18 protein-coding genes are annotated in these 19,380 nt (G+C 58.8%); 5 read left to right on the forward strand and 13 right to left on the reverse strand.

Annotated features, from left to right (window positions below):
• Nucleotides 1–25 precede the first annotated feature (25 nt).
• A complete protein-coding gene (gene rluB / locus KVH01_RS15280) occupies nt 26–1,246 on the forward strand; it encodes a 23S rRNA pseudouridine(2605) synthase RluB (protein ID WP_043049064.1) in 1,221 nt (406 codons plus the stop codon).
• A gap of 132 nt (nt 1,247–1,378) precedes the next feature.
• On the opposite strand, the gene KVH01_RS15285 is transcribed toward rluB, so the two are convergent.
• The 3 genes from KVH01_RS15285 to KVH01_RS15295 form a co-directional block, all read right to left on the reverse strand.
• The gene (locus tag KVH01_RS15285) at nt 1,379–2,803 is read right to left on the reverse strand and encodes an IS1182 family transposase (RefSeq protein ID WP_217880603.1); all 1,425 of its coding nucleotides are present in this window, start codon (nt 2,801–2,803) and stop codon (nt 1,379–1,381) included.
• Between the two features lie 243 nt (nt 2,804–3,046).
• Nucleotides 3,047–4,006, reverse strand: a complete 960-nt coding sequence (locus KVH01_RS15290) for a M29 family metallopeptidase (protein ID WP_217881947.1) — start codon at nt 4,004–4,006, stop codon at nt 3,047–3,049.
• Nucleotides 4,007–4,078: 72 nt separating this feature from the next.
• Nucleotides 4,079–4,216, reverse strand: coding sequence for a hypothetical protein (locus KVH01_RS15295; protein WP_003237751.1), 138 nt, complete (start codon nt 4,214–4,216; stop codon nt 4,079–4,081).
• Nucleotides 4,217–4,865: 649 nt separating this feature from the next.
• On the opposite strand from KVH01_RS15295, the gene KVH01_RS15300 reads away from it, so the two are divergent.
• Entirely contained in the window at nt 4,866–6,287 is a 1,422-nt protein-coding gene (locus KVH01_RS15300; protein ID WP_217881948.1) for an amino acid permease, read from the forward strand.
• 110 nt (nt 6,288–6,397) lie between these two features.
• Entirely contained in the window at nt 6,398–6,811 is a 414-nt protein-coding gene (arfB, locus tag KVH01_RS15305) for an alternative ribosome rescue aminoacyl-tRNA hydrolase ArfB (RefSeq protein ID WP_217881949.1), read from the forward strand.
• On the opposite strand, the gene KVH01_RS15310 is transcribed toward arfB, so the two are convergent.
• The 3 genes from KVH01_RS15310 to KVH01_RS15320 all read right to left on the reverse strand — a co-directional run bounded on the left by KVH01_RS15310 (nt 6,808) and on the right by KVH01_RS15320 (nt 8,966).
• Nucleotides 6,808–8,004, reverse strand: a complete 1,197-nt coding sequence (locus tag KVH01_RS15310; protein ID WP_217881950.1) for an MFS transporter — start codon at nt 8,002–8,004, stop codon at nt 6,808–6,810. The genes arfB and KVH01_RS15310 overlap by 4 nt on opposite strands.
• 104 nt (nt 8,005–8,108) lie before the next feature.
• Nucleotides 8,109–8,291 carry a hypothetical protein gene (locus tag KVH01_RS15315; RefSeq protein WP_217881951.1) on the reverse strand — a complete coding sequence of 61 codons (183 nt, stop codon included), beginning with the start codon at nt 8,289–8,291 and terminating at the stop codon, nt 8,109–8,111.
• A gap of 363 nt (nt 8,292–8,654) precedes the next feature.
• Nucleotides 8,655–8,966, reverse strand: coding sequence for an Mpo1-like protein (locus tag KVH01_RS15320; protein WP_217881952.1), 312 nt, complete (start codon nt 8,964–8,966; stop codon nt 8,655–8,657).
• Between the two features lie 158 nt (nt 8,967–9,124).
• Between KVH01_RS15320 and KVH01_RS15325 the strand changes: the two genes are divergently transcribed.
• Complete coding sequence (locus tag KVH01_RS15325) at nt 9,125–10,183, forward strand: AraC family transcriptional regulator (RefSeq protein ID WP_217881953.1); 1,059 nt, start codon at nt 9,125–9,127, stop codon at nt 10,181–10,183.
• Here KVH01_RS15325 and KVH01_RS15330 read toward each other — a convergent pair.
• Complete coding sequence (locus KVH01_RS15330; RefSeq protein ID WP_057013678.1) at nt 10,140–11,594, reverse strand: TrkH family potassium uptake protein; 1,455 nt, start codon at nt 11,592–11,594, stop codon at nt 10,140–10,142. The two genes, KVH01_RS15325 and KVH01_RS15330, sit on opposite strands and share 44 nt — an antisense overlap.
• 302 nt (nt 11,595–11,896) lie before the next feature.
• Here KVH01_RS15330 and KVH01_RS15335 point away from each other — a divergent pair, with 302 nt between their 5' ends.
• On the forward strand, nt 11,897–13,321 hold the full coding sequence (locus tag KVH01_RS15335; RefSeq protein WP_217880603.1) for an IS1182 family transposase: 1,425 nt from the start codon (nt 11,897–11,899) through the stop codon (nt 13,319–13,321).
• 127 nt (nt 13,322–13,448) lie between these two features.
• Here the strand turns inward: KVH01_RS15335 and KVH01_RS15340 are convergent, their stop codons facing one another.
• The 6 genes from KVH01_RS15340 to KVH01_RS15365 all read right to left on the reverse strand — a co-directional run bounded on the left by KVH01_RS15340 (nt 13,449) and on the right by KVH01_RS15365 (nt 19,281).
• Nucleotides 13,449–14,786, reverse strand: a complete 1,338-nt coding sequence (locus KVH01_RS15340; RefSeq protein WP_217881954.1) for an imelysin family protein — start codon at nt 14,784–14,786, stop codon at nt 13,449–13,451.
• Nucleotides 14,787–14,912: 126 nt separating this feature from the next.
• On the reverse strand, nt 14,913–16,964 hold the full coding sequence (locus KVH01_RS15345) for a putative bifunctional diguanylate cyclase/phosphodiesterase (RefSeq protein ID WP_217881955.1): 2,052 nt from the start codon (nt 16,962–16,964) through the stop codon (nt 14,913–14,915).
• Nucleotides 16,965–17,157: 193 nt separating this feature from the next.
• Nucleotides 17,158–17,343: a hypothetical protein gene (locus tag KVH01_RS15350; RefSeq protein ID WP_217881956.1), complete on the reverse strand. Its 186-nt coding sequence runs from the start codon at nt 17,341–17,343 to the stop codon at nt 17,158–17,160.
• A gap of 156 nt (nt 17,344–17,499) precedes the next feature.
• On the reverse strand, nt 17,500–18,096 hold the full coding sequence (locus tag KVH01_RS15355) for a superoxide dismutase (protein WP_043049045.1): 597 nt from the start codon (nt 18,094–18,096) through the stop codon (nt 17,500–17,502).
• Between the two features lie 178 nt (nt 18,097–18,274).
• On the reverse strand, nt 18,275–18,874 hold the full coding sequence (locus KVH01_RS15360; protein WP_217881957.1) for a LysE/ArgO family amino acid transporter: 600 nt from the start codon (nt 18,872–18,874) through the stop codon (nt 18,275–18,277).
• 5 nt (nt 18,875–18,879) lie between these two features.
• Complete coding sequence (locus tag KVH01_RS15365; RefSeq protein ID WP_043049042.1) at nt 18,880–19,281, reverse strand: ACT domain-containing protein; 402 nt, start codon at nt 19,279–19,281, stop codon at nt 18,880–18,882.
• Nucleotides 19,282–19,380 lie beyond the last annotated feature (99 nt).

Here is a 19,380-nt window from a genome sequence, read left to right on the forward strand (position 1 = left end):
ATCGACCCACCGGGAGGTGCTTACGATGAATGACCAAGACCAGAAAGACCAGGAAATCGGCCCAGCAGGCGAAAAGCTGCAAAAGGTGCTGGCGCGTATCGGTGTGGGCTCGCGCCGCGACGTTGAAGCCTGGATCACCCAGAAGCGCATCAAGGTCAACGGCGTCGAGGCCACCCTCGGCCAGCGCGTCGACCTGCACGATGCAATCACCATTGATGGCAAGGTGATCAAGCGTGAAGAGGCCGCCGAATCGGTGCGCCGCGTGATCATGTACAACAAGCCCGATGGCGAGATCTGTACCCGTGACGACCCGGAAGGCCGTCCGACCGTGTTCGACAAGATGCCAAAGCCTAAAGAAGGCCGCTGGATCAACATCGGTCGCCTGGACATCAACACCACCGGCTTGCTGATGTTCACCACCGACGGTGAACTGGCTAACCGCCTGATGCATCCGTCCTACGAGATGGACCGTGAATACGCTGTGCGTGTACGCGGTGAAGTCGATGACGAGATGATCGAACGCCTCAAGGCCGGCGTGGTGCTGGAAGACGGCCCGGCCAAGTTCACCGATATCAAGCAGGCCCCAGGCGGTGAAGGCTTCAACCACTGGTACCACTGCGTGGTGATGGAAGGCCGCAACCGCGAAGTGCGTCGCCTGTGGGAATCCCAGGGCCTGGTGGTCAGCCGCTTGAAGCGCGTGCGTTTCGGCCCGGTGTTCCTCAACTCCGACCTGCCGATGGGCCGCTGGCGCGAAATGAGCCAGTACGAAGTCGACATTCTCAGCGCCGAAGTTGGCCTGACGCCGGTCGCGATGCCGCAGATGAATGCCAAGAGCAAGGACAAGCTCGAGCGTATGCAGCGCAAGTCCTCGCGCCCAGTAGCGCGTACCGAGCGCGTGGCCCGTACCCTGCGCCCGGCGCTGAATGCACCGGCCACTGGCGGTCGTATCTCCCGTGAGCCGCAGATCGAAGGTGAGCGCCGCCCAACCGCACCGTCCCGTCAGGAAGGTGAACGTGCTCCCCGCACACCACGTCCTGCCCGTGGCGAAGCGCCAAGCGGTGGTCGCAGCAACCGTGGCGAAGCGGATCGCCCGGCCGACAACGCCAGTACCAAGCGTCCAGCCAAGCCAGCGGCGAACAAGCGCCCTGGCCCGAAACTGGTAGCCGATGAGCCGTCGGGCAAGCGCCGCGGCGCACCGGCCGGCTCCGGCCAGCGTCCGGGCTTTGGTCGCAAGAAGCCGCAGTGATGCGCTAAGCGCTGCACAAAAACGCCAACCCTAGGCAGACTGTGTGAAAACGCAGTCTGCCGCTGTTTAAAAGCCAATGCCCCGACTTGTCGGGGCATTGGCTTTTCTGAAATCTGAAAAATAATGGGCCTCTCAGCCCATCAACGCCATCAGCTTTTGTGCTCCGAGCACCTTGATCGCCCTTTTCAGGTTGTAGGCTTGTACCGCCAGTGCCATTTCGGCTCTGGCGCCTTTCAGCTGTCGTAGCAAGAACCGGCCATTGCCAAATAGCCATTGCTTGAGATTGCCGAAGGGGTGTTCGACGATAGATCGTCGGCTAGCCATCATCTCGGGATGGGCCCGCATTCGCTGCTCCATCCGTTCAAAAGCGGCTTCATGAGCATGGCGCGTGAGGTGGCGGCGGCTCGTTTTGGTACAGCGGCTTTTTAACGGACAAACGCCACAATCGGCGATAGTCGCCTGATAAATCCGATTGCTTTTGTTCATCTGCTTAAGTGTTAGCCATTTACCGCCAGGGCATTGATAAGCGTCGCGTTGTTCCTCGTACTTGAAGTCCGTGCGATCAAAAAACTCAGTACCGTCACCTTGATTGTTGACCGAGCGATTAGGCGGTACGAAGGCCATGATGCCGACATCTTCACAGGCTTGAAACTGTTCGCCATTGGAGTAGCCGGCATCGGCCGTGACGCTTAATTGCGATTGATTCAGCTCGGTTTTAGCAGCTTTTGCCATTGGCTCAAGCTGCTGCCGATCAGAGCCATCCTGAGTTACCTCGTGGTGCAGAATCAGACAATGTTCAGCGTCCACGGCGCTTTGGATGTTGTACGCCACGAACTTGCCAGAAGGCGTGCGCATTTTTTGCGCATCGGACTCGCCCACAATGTGTTGAACCAGACCTTGAGCTTCCATGAGCAGTTGGCAGGTCTGGTTATTGGCCTTTTTTACCTGCAACTCCCGAAGCGTCGCCTGCACCGCCGAGCGGTCAATGGATTCCCCTTCCTCGCCACGATCCGCCTCATCGAGCTGCGCCAAATAGCGTTCAATGCGCTTCTCGAGCGCCGCTTCCTGGTGTTTGAGCTTTTTCGGCGTCATGTGCTTTCGATTCGAAGCCACCGCCTGAAACTTGCTGCCATCGATGGCCACCAGCTCGCCAGCAATCAGGCCAGCGTGTCGGCAAAACTGAACAAAGGCGCGGCAGGTGGCGCTGAACGCCGCACTGTTGTCGCGGCGAAAATCAGCGATGGTTTTGAAGTCAGGGGCCAGTCGGCCCAACAGCCACATGACTTCAACGTTGCGCTGACACTCGGCCTCGAGTCGTCGCGACGAGCGAATACGCTGGAAATAGCCGTACAGATAGAGTTTGAGCAGATCGGCAGGATCGTACGAAGGGCGTCCCGTGGCCTTGGGTCTGGCTTTGTCGAAACCCAACTGCTCAAGGTCCAGCAGGGAAATGTAGGCCTCGATCACCCGAACCAGATGGTCATCGGGGATAAGTTCGTCCAACGAAAGTGGAAACAGAGCGCTCTGGGAGCGGTCTTCACCTTGGATATAGCGCATAAGCAAAATGCCCGTATCTTGCGATACGGGCATTTTCTTTAACCGGCCGGCAGATTGCTAGGTTTTCACACAGTCTGCCTAGGGTTGGCGTTTTTTTTGATCTAAATTTGAAATGCAATCAACTGTGGGAGGGGGCTTGCTCCCGATAGCAATATGTCAGCTTAAGTATCTGTCACTGACACACCGCTATCGGGAGCAAGCCCCCTCCCACAGTTGGATCTCCCGTGTTTTCGAGCCCTGTGTTCAGAAGGCAAAGGAGCCATCAAACACCGGCTTGTCATCCAGCGCCAACACCCCACTGGCGAAGATCAAATCCAGGTGGTGACTGCCTTTCTGCCCGCCGCCCAGGCCCAGGTGTAACCCGCAATGGCGCTCTTCAAAGCCTGCATTGCGCGCATACAAATCCTTGACCCCTTCATTGGTGCCAATGCCCAGTTCCTCCACGCGGCGGTTCGATGGGTTGGCATTCAGGTATTTGTTGAAATCATCCGCCAGCCCCGGCACCTCGCTGGCTACGCTGCAGATGGTCGAGTTCTCGATCCATAACTCCAACGGTGATTGCAGCACGCCGTATTTGCGTGCAAACGGAATAGTGCTGAGGAAGGTGCCGACAAACCGCACCTGGCCATTGATGGCTTCGCTGTGGGTGGCGATTTCGCCGGGGGCCAGGTCGTGGTTGCCGACGCCGTTGATATTGGTCCATTTCTTGATGCTGCTCATCGGCGCTTCCAGGCGCGAGCCGTGCTTGTCGGTGAAGCTCAGCACATTGGCCTGGGACATGCGTCGGATCAGCGTGGCGTTAAGGTCGGCGATGCGCTGCGGCTCGACGCTGAAGGTGTCGTAGAAGTAATCCCCATAATCCTTGAATAGCAGGGATTTCTTCCAGTGCTCGGCCATCACGCCATGCAGGGCGCGGATAAAGTCAGGGCCTTCAGCGCGTGGGTTGGGCAGGGTCGAGGAGTCGTAGAGAAACAGGTACAGGTCGCAGGTTTCAATGGCCTGGACCAAGGTGTCGCTGGGCGCCAGGTCCAGGCGCTGCAGCTGGAAGTTGAAGCGCGCGGCGCTACCGTGGGTGATTGCCTGGGCGATGGCGTCGTAGCGCTCGGTATGGCCCAGCAGCACGGTGGGACGATGCAGGCCGCTGAGGGCCGGGTGGTGTGCGAGGTAGTAGAGAAAGTGTTCGACGGCGCGGGCCTTGTCCATGACGTGTGTCCTTCTGTGCCTGGGTAAGGGGGCAGGTGCCGTGCACAGCACCTGCCGGATGCCTGCCGGGTATTAGAAAGGCCACATCGCGGTGCCGAAAGGCACAACGGCATCGGCTTGCATCATTTCAACGGCGGCCTCATGGGTCGGCGCTTCAAACCAATCGTCGAGTTGCAGTTCGGTTTCCAGGTCTTTTTCCAGTGCTTGCATGGTGTATCTCCTAGAGGACGTTGTTTGAGAACGGCTTGCCCGCGGGCTTCGCGAGCAAGTGCAAAGAACCTAGAAGAGAGTGTTTCAAAATGCAAAAAATTTATTGACACGGTTTCATTTGGATTTTTTCTTCTGTTTTTTGGCAGATTTTTTTATTCAAGCAAAACAGACAATTGGCTGAACCGATTCTTCGGAAGATTCTCACCGACAATTTTCTGGTGGATGTCGGTAAAAGCCGGCTGTAACGTAGGTTTTCCATGGTGTAACGATAAATTTACGGGTTTGCCCTGGTATTTCAGCGTGTGCCCGACGCGTAAGGAATATCTGCCATTTTCTCGCGGGCGCTTAGCAGGCTCGGCCCGAAGCCGTCGAGCGGTGTACAATGCGCCGCGTTTTACTGTGACCCCCCTTGCGTACCCACGCAAAAGGCCAAGACCCAGGGTGTGTGTTCGCCCTGATCACTCCGCCTGGCCACGAGCCGGACGGGTTCGATTTCGTCACAGATAAAAACAAACAGGTGACGCATGACCGTTAGAAAGACGCTGTACTCCTGGTGCCTGCGCTGGGGTTTGAGCGGCGCTGCTTGAGTCGGTAATTCAAGGCAGCAACCTGCATTCAACATCCTCAAACCTTGCGTGAGACCGTTTTCATGAGTGGACCCCATTCTTCTTCAGGCGAGCTGAAACGCGGCCTGAAAAATCGGCATATCCAGTTGATCGCCCTCGGGGGCGCCATCGGCACCGGCCTGTTCCTGGGCTCGGCCGGGGTGCTCAAGTCCGCCGGCCCGTCGATGATCCTGGGCTATGCCATCTGCGGCTTTATCGCCTTCATGATCATGCGCCAACTCGGCGAAATGATCGTCGAAGAGCCGGTCGCCGGTTCCTTCAGCCATTTTGCCCACAAGTATTGGGGCGGCTTCGCCGGCTTTTTGTCGGGCTGGAACTGCTGGATCCTGTACATCCTGGTGGGCATGTCGGAGCTGACAGCCGTCGGCAAGTACGTGCACTACTGGTGGCCGGAAATCCCGACCTGGGTGTCTGCGGCGGCCTTCTTCGTGTTGATCAATGCGATCAACCTGGCCAACGTCAAGGTCTTCGGTGAAGCCGAGTTCTGGTTCGCCATCATCAAGGTGGTGGCAATCGTCGGCATGATCGCCCTGGGCAGCTACCTGCTGGTCAGCGGCAGCGGCGGCCCGCAAGCCTCGGTCAGCAACCTGTGGGACCACGGCGGCTTCTTCCCCCAAGGTGTCGGTGGGTTGGTGATGGCCATGGCGATCATCATGTTCTCCTTCGGCGGCCTGGAAATGCTCGGCTTTACCGCGGCCGAAGCCGACCAGCCTCGTACCGTGATCCCCAAGGCGATCAATCAGGTGATCTATCGCATCCTGATTTTCTACATCGGCGCCCTGGTGGTGCTGCTGTCACTCACGCCATGGGACAGCCTGCTGGCGACCCTCAATGCGTCCGGCGATGCCTACAGCGGTAGCCCGTTCGTGCAGGTGTTCTCGATGCTGGGCAGCAACACCGCCGCGCATATCCTCAACTTCGTGGTGCTGACTGCAGCGTTGTCGGTGTACAACAGCGGCACCTACTGCAACAGCCGCATGCTGCTGGGCATGGCCGAGCAGGGCGATGCACCCAAGGCCTTGGCGAAAATCGACAGGCGCGGTGTGCCTGTGCGTTCGATCCTGGCCTCGGCGGCGATCACCCTGGTGGCGGTGCTGATGAACTACCTGATGCCCCATGACGCGCTGGAACTGCTGATGTCCCTGGTGGTGGCCACGTTGGTGATCAACTGGGCGATGATCAGCTTCTCGCACTTCAAGTTCCGCCAGCACATGAACCGCACCGGCCAGGTGCCGCTGTTCAAGGCGCTGTGGTACCCGTATGGCAACTATGTGTGCCTGGCATTCGTGGTGTTTATCCTTGTGGTCATGCTGATGATCCCGGGGATCCGGATGTCGGTGTACGCGATCCCGGTCTGGGTGGCGTTCATGGGCGTGTGCTACTGGGTCAAGAGCAAGCGAAGGATGCAGCAACCCTTGGATATGGCCGCTCCTGCCGTGAAGTAATCTTCCAATGCTGTTGAGCAGACCCGGCCTTAGGCCGGGTTTGTTGTTTGAGAGGATGGGCAAGATGCATTCGCGTATCCTGGGACTCATTCTGGAGGACCTTGTTGCTCATGCTGGTGATTTCCAACAACGTACACTTGCCCGATGCCGAGATAGAGTTGACCGCCATTCGCGCCCAGGGCGCCGGCGGGCAGAACGTCAATAAGGTCTCAAGTGCGGTGCACCTACGCTTCGATATTCCCGCCTCGTCGCTGCCGGCGTTCTACAAGGAGCGCCTGCTGGCGTTGCGCGACAGCCGTATTACCAGCGAAGGCGTGCTGGTGCTCAAGGCCCAGCAATACCGTACCCAGGAACAGAACCGCGCCGATGCACTGGAACGTTTGGTGGAGTTGATCCAGAGCGCCACCAAGGTCGAGAAAAAGCGTCGTCCGACCAAGCCCACCCTGGGCTCGAAGAAACGCCGCCTCGAGTCCAAGACCAAGCGCGGCAATATCAAGGCCGGGCGCGGCAAAGTCGACTTTTAGGCGTCGCGTGTTTCGCGGGCCTTGGGCGCCTGGTGGTACAGATAGAGGCTCAGCAGCAAGCCCGCTGCAGCGGCGAGGGCGGCGAACAGGAAGATCGACGCAAAGCCAAACCCTGCTGCCACGGCGCCAGCCAGCGGCCCGGTGATGCCCAGCGACAAGTCGATAAACAGTGAATAGGCGCCCACCGCCGAGCCGCGGCTTGAGGCCGGCACCAGGTTGACCGCCTCCACCCCCAGCGCCGGGAACACCAGGGAAAAGCCGAAGCCACTCAACGCCGCACCTGCCAATGCCAACTGGGCATCTGGCGCCAGCCACAGCAGCAGCAGGCCGAGCACTTCCACCGACAGGCAGGCAATCGCGACCCGAAAGCCGCCAATGCGGTTGATCAAGTTGCCGAACAACAAGCGTGCGCCGATAAAGCTGGCGCCGAACAGGCTCAAGGCCCATACCGCGTTGTCCCAGTGCTGGGTGCTGTAGTACAGGGTGATAAAGGTAGCGATGGTGCCAAAGCCGATTGAGCCCAACGCCAGTGCGCAACCATGGGGCAGTACCCGGCCCAGCACATTCATGAACGGCAAGCGGACGCCAGGCACAATTGGCGCCGCTTGCTTTTTCCAGGCCAGCAGCACACCCACTACCGCCAGCAGAATGATGCTGGCGCCCATGCTCCACAGTCCGAAATGGCTGACCATCAGCACCCCCAGCGGTGCGCCGACCGCCAGCGCGCCGTAGCTGGCGATGCCGTTCCAGGAGATGACCTTGGCCGTATTCGCCGCACCGACGCGGCCGATGCCCCAGCCAATCGCGCCTGAGCCCACCAGGCTTTCAGCGCTGCCCAGCACCAGTCGACCGATCAGCAGGCTGCCCAGGCTGACCGCCGGCAGGCTGGAAAACCACGCTGCCAGCAGCATGAACACCCCGCTCAATCCGCAGCCCACCAGGCCAATCAGCACGGCGCGCTTACTGCCCAGGTTGTCGATAATCTTGCCGGCATAGGGACGGCTCAGCAAGGTGGCCAGGTATTGCACGCTGATCACCAGCCCGGCGATCACCGCACCATAGCCCAACTGGCTATGGACGTAGCCCGGCAAGACGGCCAGGGGAATGCCAATGTTCAGATAGCCGATAAAGGTGAACAGCACGATGGATACGACTTGCAGCGTGACCGCCATGGGTCGCTGGGAATCTGGCATGGGAAGGGTCCACTGTCGCAGCAGGCAAAGATAGGCTGCTAATGATACCGGCGCGCAGGCCGGGCAGGGCGGGGAAAAATGTAAAACGTCAGATCAACAACACATCAACCCTGGGCAGGGGCCAGCAGTTGCGTGGTTACCAGGGCCGCCAAGGCGTTTTCCTGGGTGCCGAAGCGCTTGAGCAATGTGGCCTGCTTGTCTGCACTGAGGCGGTTCCAGATTTCGACCATCTGCAAGGCAGTGTCGAGCACGGCGGTGTCAGGAGTATCAGGAAGGGTAGTGGTCATAATGAGGGTCTCGGGTTATTCAGGCAGTGTGGAAAGCGCTCAATGGTGCGCTTTCCACACGGTCTGGTACGGCATCAGTCCTGGCTTTCGCGGTCGACTGGTTTTGCTTCTTTGGCCTCAGGCTGTTTCTCGTTGGCCTGCTGCGGTGTTGGCTGCTCAGTTGGGTGCAGGCTTGGGAAGGGGAGATTAGGTATCTCGTGCATCGTCGTCGCTCCTCGCAAGGTCTGTTTTTTCAATCGCAGGTGATTCCGCGCTCTCAAAAAGCCTTGGCAGGATACAGCACCGTAAATGACAAAAAGACTTTTATCTCGGTGAACTCACATTTTTTCATGGTTCAAACGCAAGTGACATGAGGTCACACCCTTAGAACGGCACTTTGCCCAGGATCATGTCGCGGTACATCACAAAATCCCCCAACAAGCTGTAGAACGGGTGCTGGAAGGTCGCTGGACGGTTCTTTTCGAAGAAAAAGTGGCCGATCCAGGCAAAGGTGTAGCCGGCGACGGGCAAGGCCAGCAAAAGAACCAGTGAACCCCTGCCAATGGCATACGCGAGGATGCCGATCACCAAGGTGGTGCCGATAAAGTGCAGGCGCCGACAGGTGCTGTTGCCATGCTCGCGCAGGTAGTACGGGTAGAACTCGGCAAAACTGTTGAATTTCTTGACGTTTTCCACGACTGCCGGCCCTCGGGTGGTTATACCGCCCAACAGATGTTCGGCGGGGAGCTTATTTGAGTCTAGAGTCATCAGAGGTAACGGCCAGTGACAATAGATGCCATTTTAGTATCCTTGGCTTCCTGGCCGTTTGAGCCTGCTTTCAATAAGAAGACGCCATGAGCGAACGAACAACTTCTGCAAGCTGGGCGATGGGGATAGTCAAGGCACTGGAAATGGATGGCCTGGATTGCCGTGTCTTGTTCAGGCAGCTGGGCCTGGATTATGCGGCGCTGAATGACCCCGACGCGCGTTTCCCTCAGGATGCCATGACTCGCTTGTGGCAGCGAGCGGTGGAGTTGTCGGGCAACCCGGCGATTGGCCTGAACATGGGGAAGGTGGTGCGCCCTGCTTCGTTTCATGTCGCCGGCTATGCCTTGATGTCCAGCAACACACTGGCTGAGGGCTTTATGCGACTGGTGCGCTACCAGCGCATCATCGCCGAAAGCGCTGACTTGAGCTTCCGACTTATACCTGAAGGCTATGCGTTGATTCTGACGGTTCATGGCGATCACCTGCCGCCGACCCGACAAAGCGCCGAAGCCTCGTTGGCCAGCGCCCTGGCCTTGTGCGGCTGGCTAACCGGACGCACCTTGCAACCGCGCAAAGTGCTGCTGCAGGGCGATCAACCGGCGGACCTGGTGCCGTACAAACAGGCCTTTCATGCGCCTTTGCAATTCAATGCACCCTATGACGCGCTGATCTTCGAGCAAGCCGACATGGAGGCGCCGCTGCCCACCGCCAACCAAGCCATGGCGCTGCTGCACGACCGCTTTGCCGGTGAATACCTGGCGCGTTTTTCCGAAAGTCGCGTGACCCACAAGGCACGGCAGGTGTTGTGCCGTCTGCTGCCTCAGGGCGAACCCAAGCGCGAAGCGGTGGCCCAGACGTTGCACCTGTCCCAGCGCACCTTGCAGCGGCGTCTGCAGGAAGAGGGCACCAGCTTCCAGGTCTTGCTCGACGACACCCGTCGTGAACTGGCCGAGCAATACCTGGCGCAGCCGAACATGACCTTGCTGGAAATAGCCTACCTGCTGGGTTTTGCCGACCCGAGCAACTTTTTTCGTGCGTTTCGTCGCTGGTTTGATGCCACGCCCGGCGAATACCGGGCGCGGTTGCTGGAAATGTCGGCGGTCAGTGGCGCCAGAACGCCGGAATGCACAGCACAAACACGGTAATAATCTCCAGCCGGCCCAGCAGCATGCCCAGGGACAGGATCCACTTGGCCGCATCCGGCAGGGTGGAGAAGTTGCCGGCCGGGCCAATGGTTTCGCCCAGGCCCGGGCCGACACCGGATACGGTACTGGCGGCGCCGGTCAGGGCGGTCATCCAGTCCACGCCCAACAGTGACAAGGCCAGGGCGATGGTGCAGATGGTAATGGCGAAGAAAAACGAAAAGGTCAGGATCGAGCGCACAATTTCTTCGTCGAGGCGATGGCCGTTGTACTTTTGCTTGATTACCGCACGTGGGTGAATCAGTTGGTTCAAGTTGGCCTTGAGCAGGATGTAGGCGACCTGGAAACGAAAGATTTTGATGCCGCCGGCCGTGGAGCCCGAGCAGCCGCCGATAAAGCCCAGGTAGAAGAACAACATCAGTGAGAAGTTACCCCACAGGCTGTAGTCCCCCAGTGCAAATCCGGTGGTGGTCATTACCGAAGTCACATTCAGCGCCACATGCCGCAAGGCGTCGAGCCAATGCAGGTCGGTGGTCCACCAGTACCAGGTGCCGAGTACCAGCCAGGTCACGAACAACAGGCCGAGCAAGCCTTGTACCTGTTGGTCCTTGATCAGCGCCCGACGGTTGCCGCGCAATGTGGCCACATACAAGGCGAACGGCAAGCTGCCGAGGATCATCACCACCACGGCGACCCAATGCACCGCCGGTTGTTTCCAGTGCGCCAGTGACTCATCCGACGTGGAAAACCCACCGGTGGAAATCGCCGACATCGCGTGGTTGATCGCATCGAACAAGCCCATGCCGGCCCACCAGAATGCCAGGCTGCCGAAGATGGTGATGCCCACATACGCCGCCACGATCAGCCGCGCCACCATGTGCGAGCGGGGCATGACCTTTTCCGAGCGGTCCGAAGATTCGGTCTGGAACAGGCGCATGCCACCGATGCGCAGCAGCGGCAGGATCGCCACCGCCATGCCGATAAAACCGATGCCGCCAAGCCAGTGCAACAGCGAACGCCACATCAGGATGCCCGGTGACATGCTGTCCAGGCCGCTCAATACGGTGGAACCGGTGGCGGTGATGCCCGACATGCTTTCGAAGAACGAGTCGGTGTAGCTGATGTGCTGGGTCAGCAAAAACGGCAGGGCGGCGAAGATGCATACCACCACCCAGCTGCTGACCGTCAGCAGGTACATGTCTCGGGGGCGCAGGTGCACATGTTCGGGGCGACCGGGGATGACCAGGGCCAGCCCTGCGATAAAGGTGATCAGGCTGGCCCACAGGAACGAGGGCAGATCGCTGGTGCGTTCGAAGATCACCAGGGTGGCCATCGGAATGACCATGGCGACCGCAAGGGTGATCAGGAAGATGCCGATGATGAAACCGATGATGCGTAAGGTCGGCAACGCCATGTAATTCGCTCGGGTGATTGGGTAGAGGCGCCATTCTACCTGCGGTGCAAGGCATGTAAACCAGAGTGCTTGAGGTTACACGCAGCAAATGTGAGAGGGGACTTGCCCCCCGATAGCGGAGGGGCAGTGAAGCATGTGGTTGCTGGTCTACTGCTATCGGGAGCAAGCCCCCTCCCACAGGGGATCTGCAGTGTTTGAAACAGGTATAAAAAAAGCGACCCGAAGCAGACTGTGTGAAAACCTAGCAATCTGCCGGCCGGTTAAAGAAAATGCCCGTATCGCAAGATACGGGCATTTTGCTTATGCGCTATATCCAAGGTGAAGACCGCTCCCAGAGCGCTCTGTTTCCACTTTCGTTGGACGAACTTATCCCCGATGACCATCTGGTTCGGGTGATCGAGGCCTACATTTCCCTGCTGGACCTTGAGCAGTTGGGTTTCGACAAAGCCAGACCCAAGGCCACGGGACGCCCTTCGTACGATCCTGCCGATCTGCTCAAACTCTATCTGTACGGCTATTTCCAGCGTATTCGCTCGTCGCGACGACTCGAGGCCGAGTGTCAGCGCAACGTTGAAGTCATGTGGCTGTTGGGCCGACTGGCCCCTGACTTCAAAACCATCGCTGATTTTCGCCGCGACAACAGTGCGGCGTTCAGCGCCACCTGCCGCGCCTTTGTTCAGTTTTGCCGACACGCTGGCCTGATTGCTGGCGAGCTGGTGGCCATCGATGGCAGCAAGTTTCAGGCGGTGGCTTCGAATCGAAAGCACATGACGCCGAAAAAGCTCAAACACCAGGAAGCGGCGCTCGAGAAGCGCATTGAACGCTATTTGGCGCAGCTCGATGAGGCGGATCGTGGCGAGGAAGGGGAATCCATTGACCGCTCGGCGGTGCAGGCGACGCTTCGGGAGTTGCAGGTAAAAAAGGCCAATAACCAGACCTGCCAACTGCTCATGGAAGCTCAAGGTCTGGTTCAACACATTGTGGGCGAGTCCGATGCGCAAAAAATGCGCACGCCTTCTGGCAAGTTCGTGGCGTACAACATCCAAAGCGCCGTGGACGCTGAACATTGTCTGATTCTGCACCACGAGGTAACTCAGGATGGCTCTGATCGGCAGCAGCTTGAGCCAATGGCAAAAGCTGCTAAAACCGAGCTGAATCAATCGCAATTAAGCGTCACGGCCGATGCCGGCTACTCCAATGGCGAACAGTTTCAAGCCTGTGAAGATGTCGGCATCATGGCCTTCGTACCGCCTAATCGCTCGGTCAACAATCAAGGTGACGGTACTGAGTTTTTTGATCGCACGGACTTCAAGTACGAGGAACAACGCGACGCTTATCAATGCCCTGGCGGTAAATGGCTAACACTTAAGCAGATGAACAAAAGCAATCGGATTTATCAGGCGACTATCGCCGATTGTGGCGTTTGTCCGTTAAAAAGCCGCTGTACCAAAACGAGCCGCCGCCACCTCACGCGCCATGCTCATGAAGCCGCTTTTGAACGGATGGAGCAGCGAATGCGGGCCCATCCCGAGATGATGGCTAGCCGACGATCTATCGTCGAACACCCCTTCGGCAATCTCAAGCAATGGCTATTTGGCAATGGCCGGTTCTTGCTACGACAGCTGAAAGGCGCCAGAGCCGAAATGGCACTGGCGGTACAAGCCTACAACCTGAAAAGGGCGATCAAGGTGCTCGGAGCACAAAAGCTGATGGCGTTGATGGGCTGAGAGGCCCATTATTTTTCAGATTTCAGAAAAGCCAATGCCCCGACAAGTCGGGGCATTGGCTTTTAAACAGCGGCAGACTGCGTTTTCACACAGTCTGCGAAGGTCGCCTTTTTCAACAGCGTACGAATCAGAACTCGTGATCAGCGCTGTCCGGGTTCAAGTCGCTGATGCCCAACTTGCCTGCAGCGGCTTCGATCGAACCGGTCTGCTTGACCAGTGCGGCGATGGCGTCACGTACGATCTGGTTGCCCGCATCGTTGCCGGCGGCGATCAGTTGGTCGTAGTGCTCACCTTTCTCAGCGTGGTCGACCATGACCTGGATCTTCGCTTCGGTTGCCGCCAGGTCGGCCTTGAGAGCCGAATCGGCTGCCGGGTCGGCCTTGGCCACCAGGGATGACAGGCTGGCACCACTCATCTTGGTGCCGTCAACGCGGGTGTATTCGCCCAGGTAGACGTTACGGATGCCCTTGGCATCGTAGAAGTGCGAGTAGTGCGTGTTGTCGCTGAAGCAGTCCTGCTCGTCTTCCGGCGAGTTGGCCTCCAGGGACACCTTCATGCGCTCACCGGCCAGCTCGCCCAGGGACAGGCTGCCCATGCCGAACAGCATTTTGCGCAGGCCATCGGTGCCAGGTTCAGACTCCAGGGTGGCGCGGTAGTTGTCTTCGACGTTGGGTTTCCAGTTGCCGACCATTTCTTCCAGGTCGCTGACCAGCAGCTGGGTCACGGCGCGCAGGTAAGTGCGGCGGCGCTCATTGTGACCGCCGGTTGCACTGTCACCGGTCAGGTAGTCCGAAGCTGGACGATTGCCCGCGCCAGGGCCGGTGCCGTTGAGGTCCTGGCCCCAGAGCAGGAATTCGATGGCGTGGTAGCCGGTGGCAACGTTGGCTTCGGAACCGCCCAGCTCATTGAGGCTGGCGAGTTTTTCCGGGGTGATGTCTTTGACGTCGACCTTGTCTTCGCCGACCTGGATCTCGTTATTGGCGATGATGTTGGCGTTGGCGCCCGGGTTACCCAGCGCGTGCTCATAGGATTTGTCGACATAGTCGATCAAGCCCTCGTCCAGGGGCCAGGCGTTCACTTGGCCTTCCCAGTCGTCGATGATGGTGTTGCCAAAGCGGAACACTTCGCTCTGCAGGTAAGGCACGCGGGCGGCGATCCAGGCGGTACGGGCCGCTTTGAGGGTTTCGTCGTTCGGGTTGGCGAGGAAGGTGTCGACTGCGGTTTGCAGGGTTTTAGCGGTGGATTCGGCATCGCTGTACACCGCAAACACCATGTCTGCGTAGTGCGCGACTACGGCTTTGGCAGCCGCTTCGTCGACCTGACCTGCCGGGGCAGCTGCAGGTGCGGTAGCGCTGGCGGCTGCGGGAGCTTGAGGCGCGGCGGCCTTGTCTTTACCTTCGCCGCAACCGGCGAGAGAAATGGCAATGGCCAGCAGACTGGCGGTGGCCAGGGGCATACGAATCATGGCGAACATCCTGCTTCGGTGGTGAATAGGGCGCGCGGGGAGCGCAAAAGCTGCGACATAATGCGAAAGATTTGCATTTTGTGTAAAGGCTTATGCACGGTAAATATTTAGTATCGGTTTGTTAATTCAAAGACTCACCGCATTATTGCGCTCGGACTGCTTCAAATAAGCCGCCAACTCCCGCGCCTGCAAGGGTTTGCTGTAGTGATAACCCTGCCCCTCATGGCAACCCTCGGAGATGATGTAGGCCTCCTGCTCGGCGGTCTCCACGCCCTCTGCAATCACCTGCATGCCCAGGCTTTTGCCCAGTTGGATAATGGCGCGCACGATCGTGGCGTCATCGTCGTCATCCTGCAGGTCCTGAACGAAGCTCTTGTCGATCTTGATCTTGTCCAGCGGCAGGCTTTTCAGATAGCTCAGGGATGAATACCCGGTGCCGAAGTCGTCGATGGCAATCAGCGCACCGGAGCGACGCAGGCTCAGCAGGTGCTGGGCAGCGGTGCTGATATCTTCCATCAGGCCGGTCTCGGTGACTTCCAGTTCCAGGCTGCGCAGAGGCAGGCGATAGATCTGCATCAGGTTGTTGACCACCCGGGGCAGCTCGGTGTGGTGCAACTGTACGGTGGAGAGGTTGACGGCCATGCGCAGGCCGGTGAAGCCCAGGTCATGCCATTCGCGCAGTTGCCGGCATGCCTGGTCGAGCACCCATTCGCCAATCGGGATGATGGTGCCATTCTGTTCCGCCAGGGGGATAAACAGGTCGGGCGGCACCAGGCCGTGTTCCGGGTGTTGCCAGCGCAGCAGGGCTTCTACGCCAACCACACGGTGATCGCGGTAGCTGATCTGTGGTTGGTACACCAAGTGGAACTGGTCGCGGCCCAGGGCGTCGCGCAGGTCCTTTTCCAGCTCGCGGCGTCGGCGCATTTCGCTGTCGACGCTGGCGATATAAAACTGATAGCGGTTGCGCGAACGGCTCTTGGCCAGGGTCATGGTCTGTTCGGCTTTTTGCAGCAGCTTCTCGGTGCTGTCGCCATCCTCCGGGAACAGCGTGATGCCGATGGTGGCGCGCAGGCGAATCAGGTCATGGTCGAGTGCAAATTCAGCTTCCAGGTCATCGAGGATGCTTTGTGCCAGTTCAGCTGCTTCGTAGGGCTGGTCGATATCGGCTTGCACCAAGGCGAACTGGTCGCCACCCAAACGGGCAAGCGTGCCGAGGCGGCCGCTGTGGGCGCGCAAGCGGTCGGCCAGGGCCAGTAAGAGTTTGTCGCCGGCCTGGTAGGTGAATTGTTCGTTGACGCTCTTGAAATCATCCAACCCTACGCACAACACCGCTACACGCCGTTGCCGCCGGCCAGCGTCAGTGAGGATCTTGTCCAGTTGTTCCTGCAACTTCTGGCGGTTCGGCAGGCCAGTAAGAAAGTCGTACTGGGCCATGCGCAACAGGCTCGATTCCGCCTCATGGCGCAGGTGGGTATTACGCTCGATGGATTCGAGTAACTGGTTGGCGGTGTTTATCCACAGCCCCAGTTCGTTGCGTTCGTGCCCCTTGAGCTGAGGAATCTTGTGCTCGCTGGGGCGGTCGGGGTTGATCGAGGTCAGGTGCCCGATAAGCCGTGACAGCGGCTTGGTCAGCAGCCAGTGGTACACCAGGTACAGCACCAGGCCCATGGCCAGCGCGCGCAGGACGCCGGAAATAAAAATGATCACCGAACTGACAATAAAGCCGTTGCCGTAGGTGGCGGTGTCGAGGGTGATGCTCAGGTCGCCGTAGTATTCGCTGTAAGGGCCCTTGCCGACCAAGGCCGTGGTGAATGTACGCTCCTGGCCAAGAATTAGATCGGTCAGCCAGCGGCTGGGGGATTGCTGCAAGGCGCGACTCTTTTCCGCGAGCATGGTCTCGTTGGGATGGCCGATGGAGGCCATGCGCACCGCATCATCCTGGAACAGCCCCTCGATCACCTGCATGCCCATCTCGCGATCCAGGCTGTAGACGGCCTGGGTCGAGGGGTCGCGAAACATGTCGAGAATGCGTTGGGCATCGCCGGCCACGGCCTGGCGCGTCTTGTAGGCATCGAAAACGATCTGCCCCAGGCTCAGCGCCACGCCCACGATCAAGGCCGACAGCAGCACAACCCGTAGCAACTTCACCGACAAGCTGTTCTTGAGTTCCAGCTTCAAAGGGGCATTCCTTGTCTCATGCGGGTGGCCTTCAATATGCCATGAGTATTGGCAATCTGATGATGGCAGTCAAAGGGACATTGGGGCTTGAGCGCAATTGAGGTTTTGGCTGGACAAACTTATAGAATGGGCAGTGGGCTGAAAGCCCGGCAGGGGAGAAGGCGGAGGAGATCCGCCTTCGAGTTGACGACGATTAAAAGTTGACCGGCTCTTGGGGCGGTTGCTCTTGCCCACCGATCTTCGAGCCTTCACCGGCCATGTCCATGGCTTTGTTGCAGAGGTCCATTGCGCCGTTTGCCAAGTCCAGACCTTTATCAACAATACCCGCTACCAGTGGGACTGCACCCGCAGCACCTACTGCCATCGAAATAGGATCCATCGACATTCTCCACATTGAAAATTGATCAGGAGGTTTATTCCTCCTGCTGCTTGTGTGGTGAATTGTTACTGTTGGGTTCCGGTATTTTTGGGCGGTCTGTCTGGCGAGCACAAAAAAGCCCGGCAATCGCCGGGCTTTCTTTAATGAACGAGCTGTTTAGGCAGTGAAGGCCTTACCTTCGAACTGCTCAGCCACGAACTTCCAGTTGACCAGGTTCCAGAACGCTTCCACATACTTCGGGCGCACGTTGCGGTAGTCGATGTAGTAAGCGTGTTCCCACACGTCGCAGGTCAGCAGCGGGGTGTCGCCGCTGGTCAGCGGGTTGCCGGCGCCGATGGTGCTGGCCAGGGCCAGGGAACCGTCAGCCTTTTTAACCAGCCAGCCCCAGCCGGAACCGAAGGTGCCAACGGACGTCTTGGTGAACTCTTCCTTGAACTTGTCGAACGAACCGAACGCAGCGTTGATGGCCTCAGCCAGCGCGCCGGTTGGTTGACCGCCGGCGTTTGGCGCCAGGCAGTTCCAGTAGAAGGTATGGTTCCAGACCTGAGCGGCGTTGTTGAAGATGCCGCCCGAGGAAGACTTGACGATTTCTTCCAGGGTCTTGCCTTCGAACTCGGTGCCTGGCACCAGGTTGTTCAGGTTCACGACATAGGTGTTGTGGTGCTTGTCGTGGTGGTATTCCAAGGTTTCCTTGGAGATGTGCGGCTGCAGGGCATCGTGTGCGTAAGGCAGCGGCGGCAATTCGAAAGCCATGATGATTCTCCTAATCAGGTCAGTTGCGGTGAGCGCAAGGCCGATCACGGGCGGCCAGACATGCGCCGGGGAGTTTGTACTCTTTGCGGCGCAGGGGTCTGATCATAGCACCGGGGGTGCGGCATAACCACGCAACAACTGTGTGGGATAGAGGTTCCAGAGCGTTTTGGAATATTTGTCAGGCGCTGATCAATTGATAGGCCACGGTGAACATCATCACCGCCACCAGCAAGTCCAGCAGGCGCCAGGTGGCCGGGCGTGCCAGCCAGGGAGCCAGCCACGCCGCGCCGAGCGCCAAGGTGGCGAACCACAGGAACGATGCACTGGCGGCCCCGGCGACATACGCCCCGGGTTCGGTTTGTTGCGCGCCAAGTGAGCCGATCAGCAGCACGGTATCCAGGTATACGTGGGGGTTGAGCAGCGTTACGGCCAGCGCGCTGAGCAGCACGGCGCGCAATGAACGTACCTTGAGGTTGGCCCCTTGCTCCAGGCTCTGTTTGGAAAATGCCCGACGCAATGCCAGGGCGCCGTACCACAACAGGAACGCTGCACCACCCCAGCGCGCTATCGCCAGCAGCAGCGGGTTTTGCGCCAGCACCGTGGCCAGGCCGAATACCCCGGCCGCCACCAGGATGGCATCGCAGACGATGCACAGTGCGGCCACTGGCAGGTGATGTTCACGCCGCAGGCTTTGCGCCAATACAAAAGCATTCTGGGTACCGATCGCCATGATCAGGCCGAGGGCTACCAGCAATCCGTTCACATAACTTTGCCACATAGGGTTTACTCCGCTTGTGCTGCCAATTGCTGCAATACATCCATGGCTCGGTCGGCATCGGTACGACCGACGAACAGGTGGTCGTGGTAGTAGCCGGCAATCACGTTGCAGCTAATGCCGGCTTTGCCCAGCGCGCTGGCGAACGCAGCGGTCAGGCCCACGGCCTCGAGGGCGGAATGCACGTTCAGGGTGATCCATGCGGCGACATAGTCGAAGCTCAACCCGGCTCGTTCAGCCTGGTGCCGCTCGACAATCAACGTCAGCCCTTCCTGCTCACGAAAGCTGCCGATGACCTCGCAGCCGTGGGGAATGCGGTGATCGGGCAAGGTGCAGAACACGTAGTCGCCGTCGTTCAAGTACGGGCTCATGCTGCGCAGCAAGGTCGCCAGGGCGGTTTCGCCAGCCATGTGAGATTCCTTTAAAAGAGAAAGAAGCAATGCTGGTCATTGTCACGGTCGAGGCTGTATAAGAAAAAGCAATATTGCTGATCGCTCATTAGAGAAACT

Source organism: Pseudomonas khavaziana (assembly GCF_019145205.1).
Taxonomy (GTDB): domain Bacteria; phylum Pseudomonadota; class Gammaproteobacteria; order Pseudomonadales; family Pseudomonadaceae; genus Aquipseudomonas; species Aquipseudomonas khavaziana.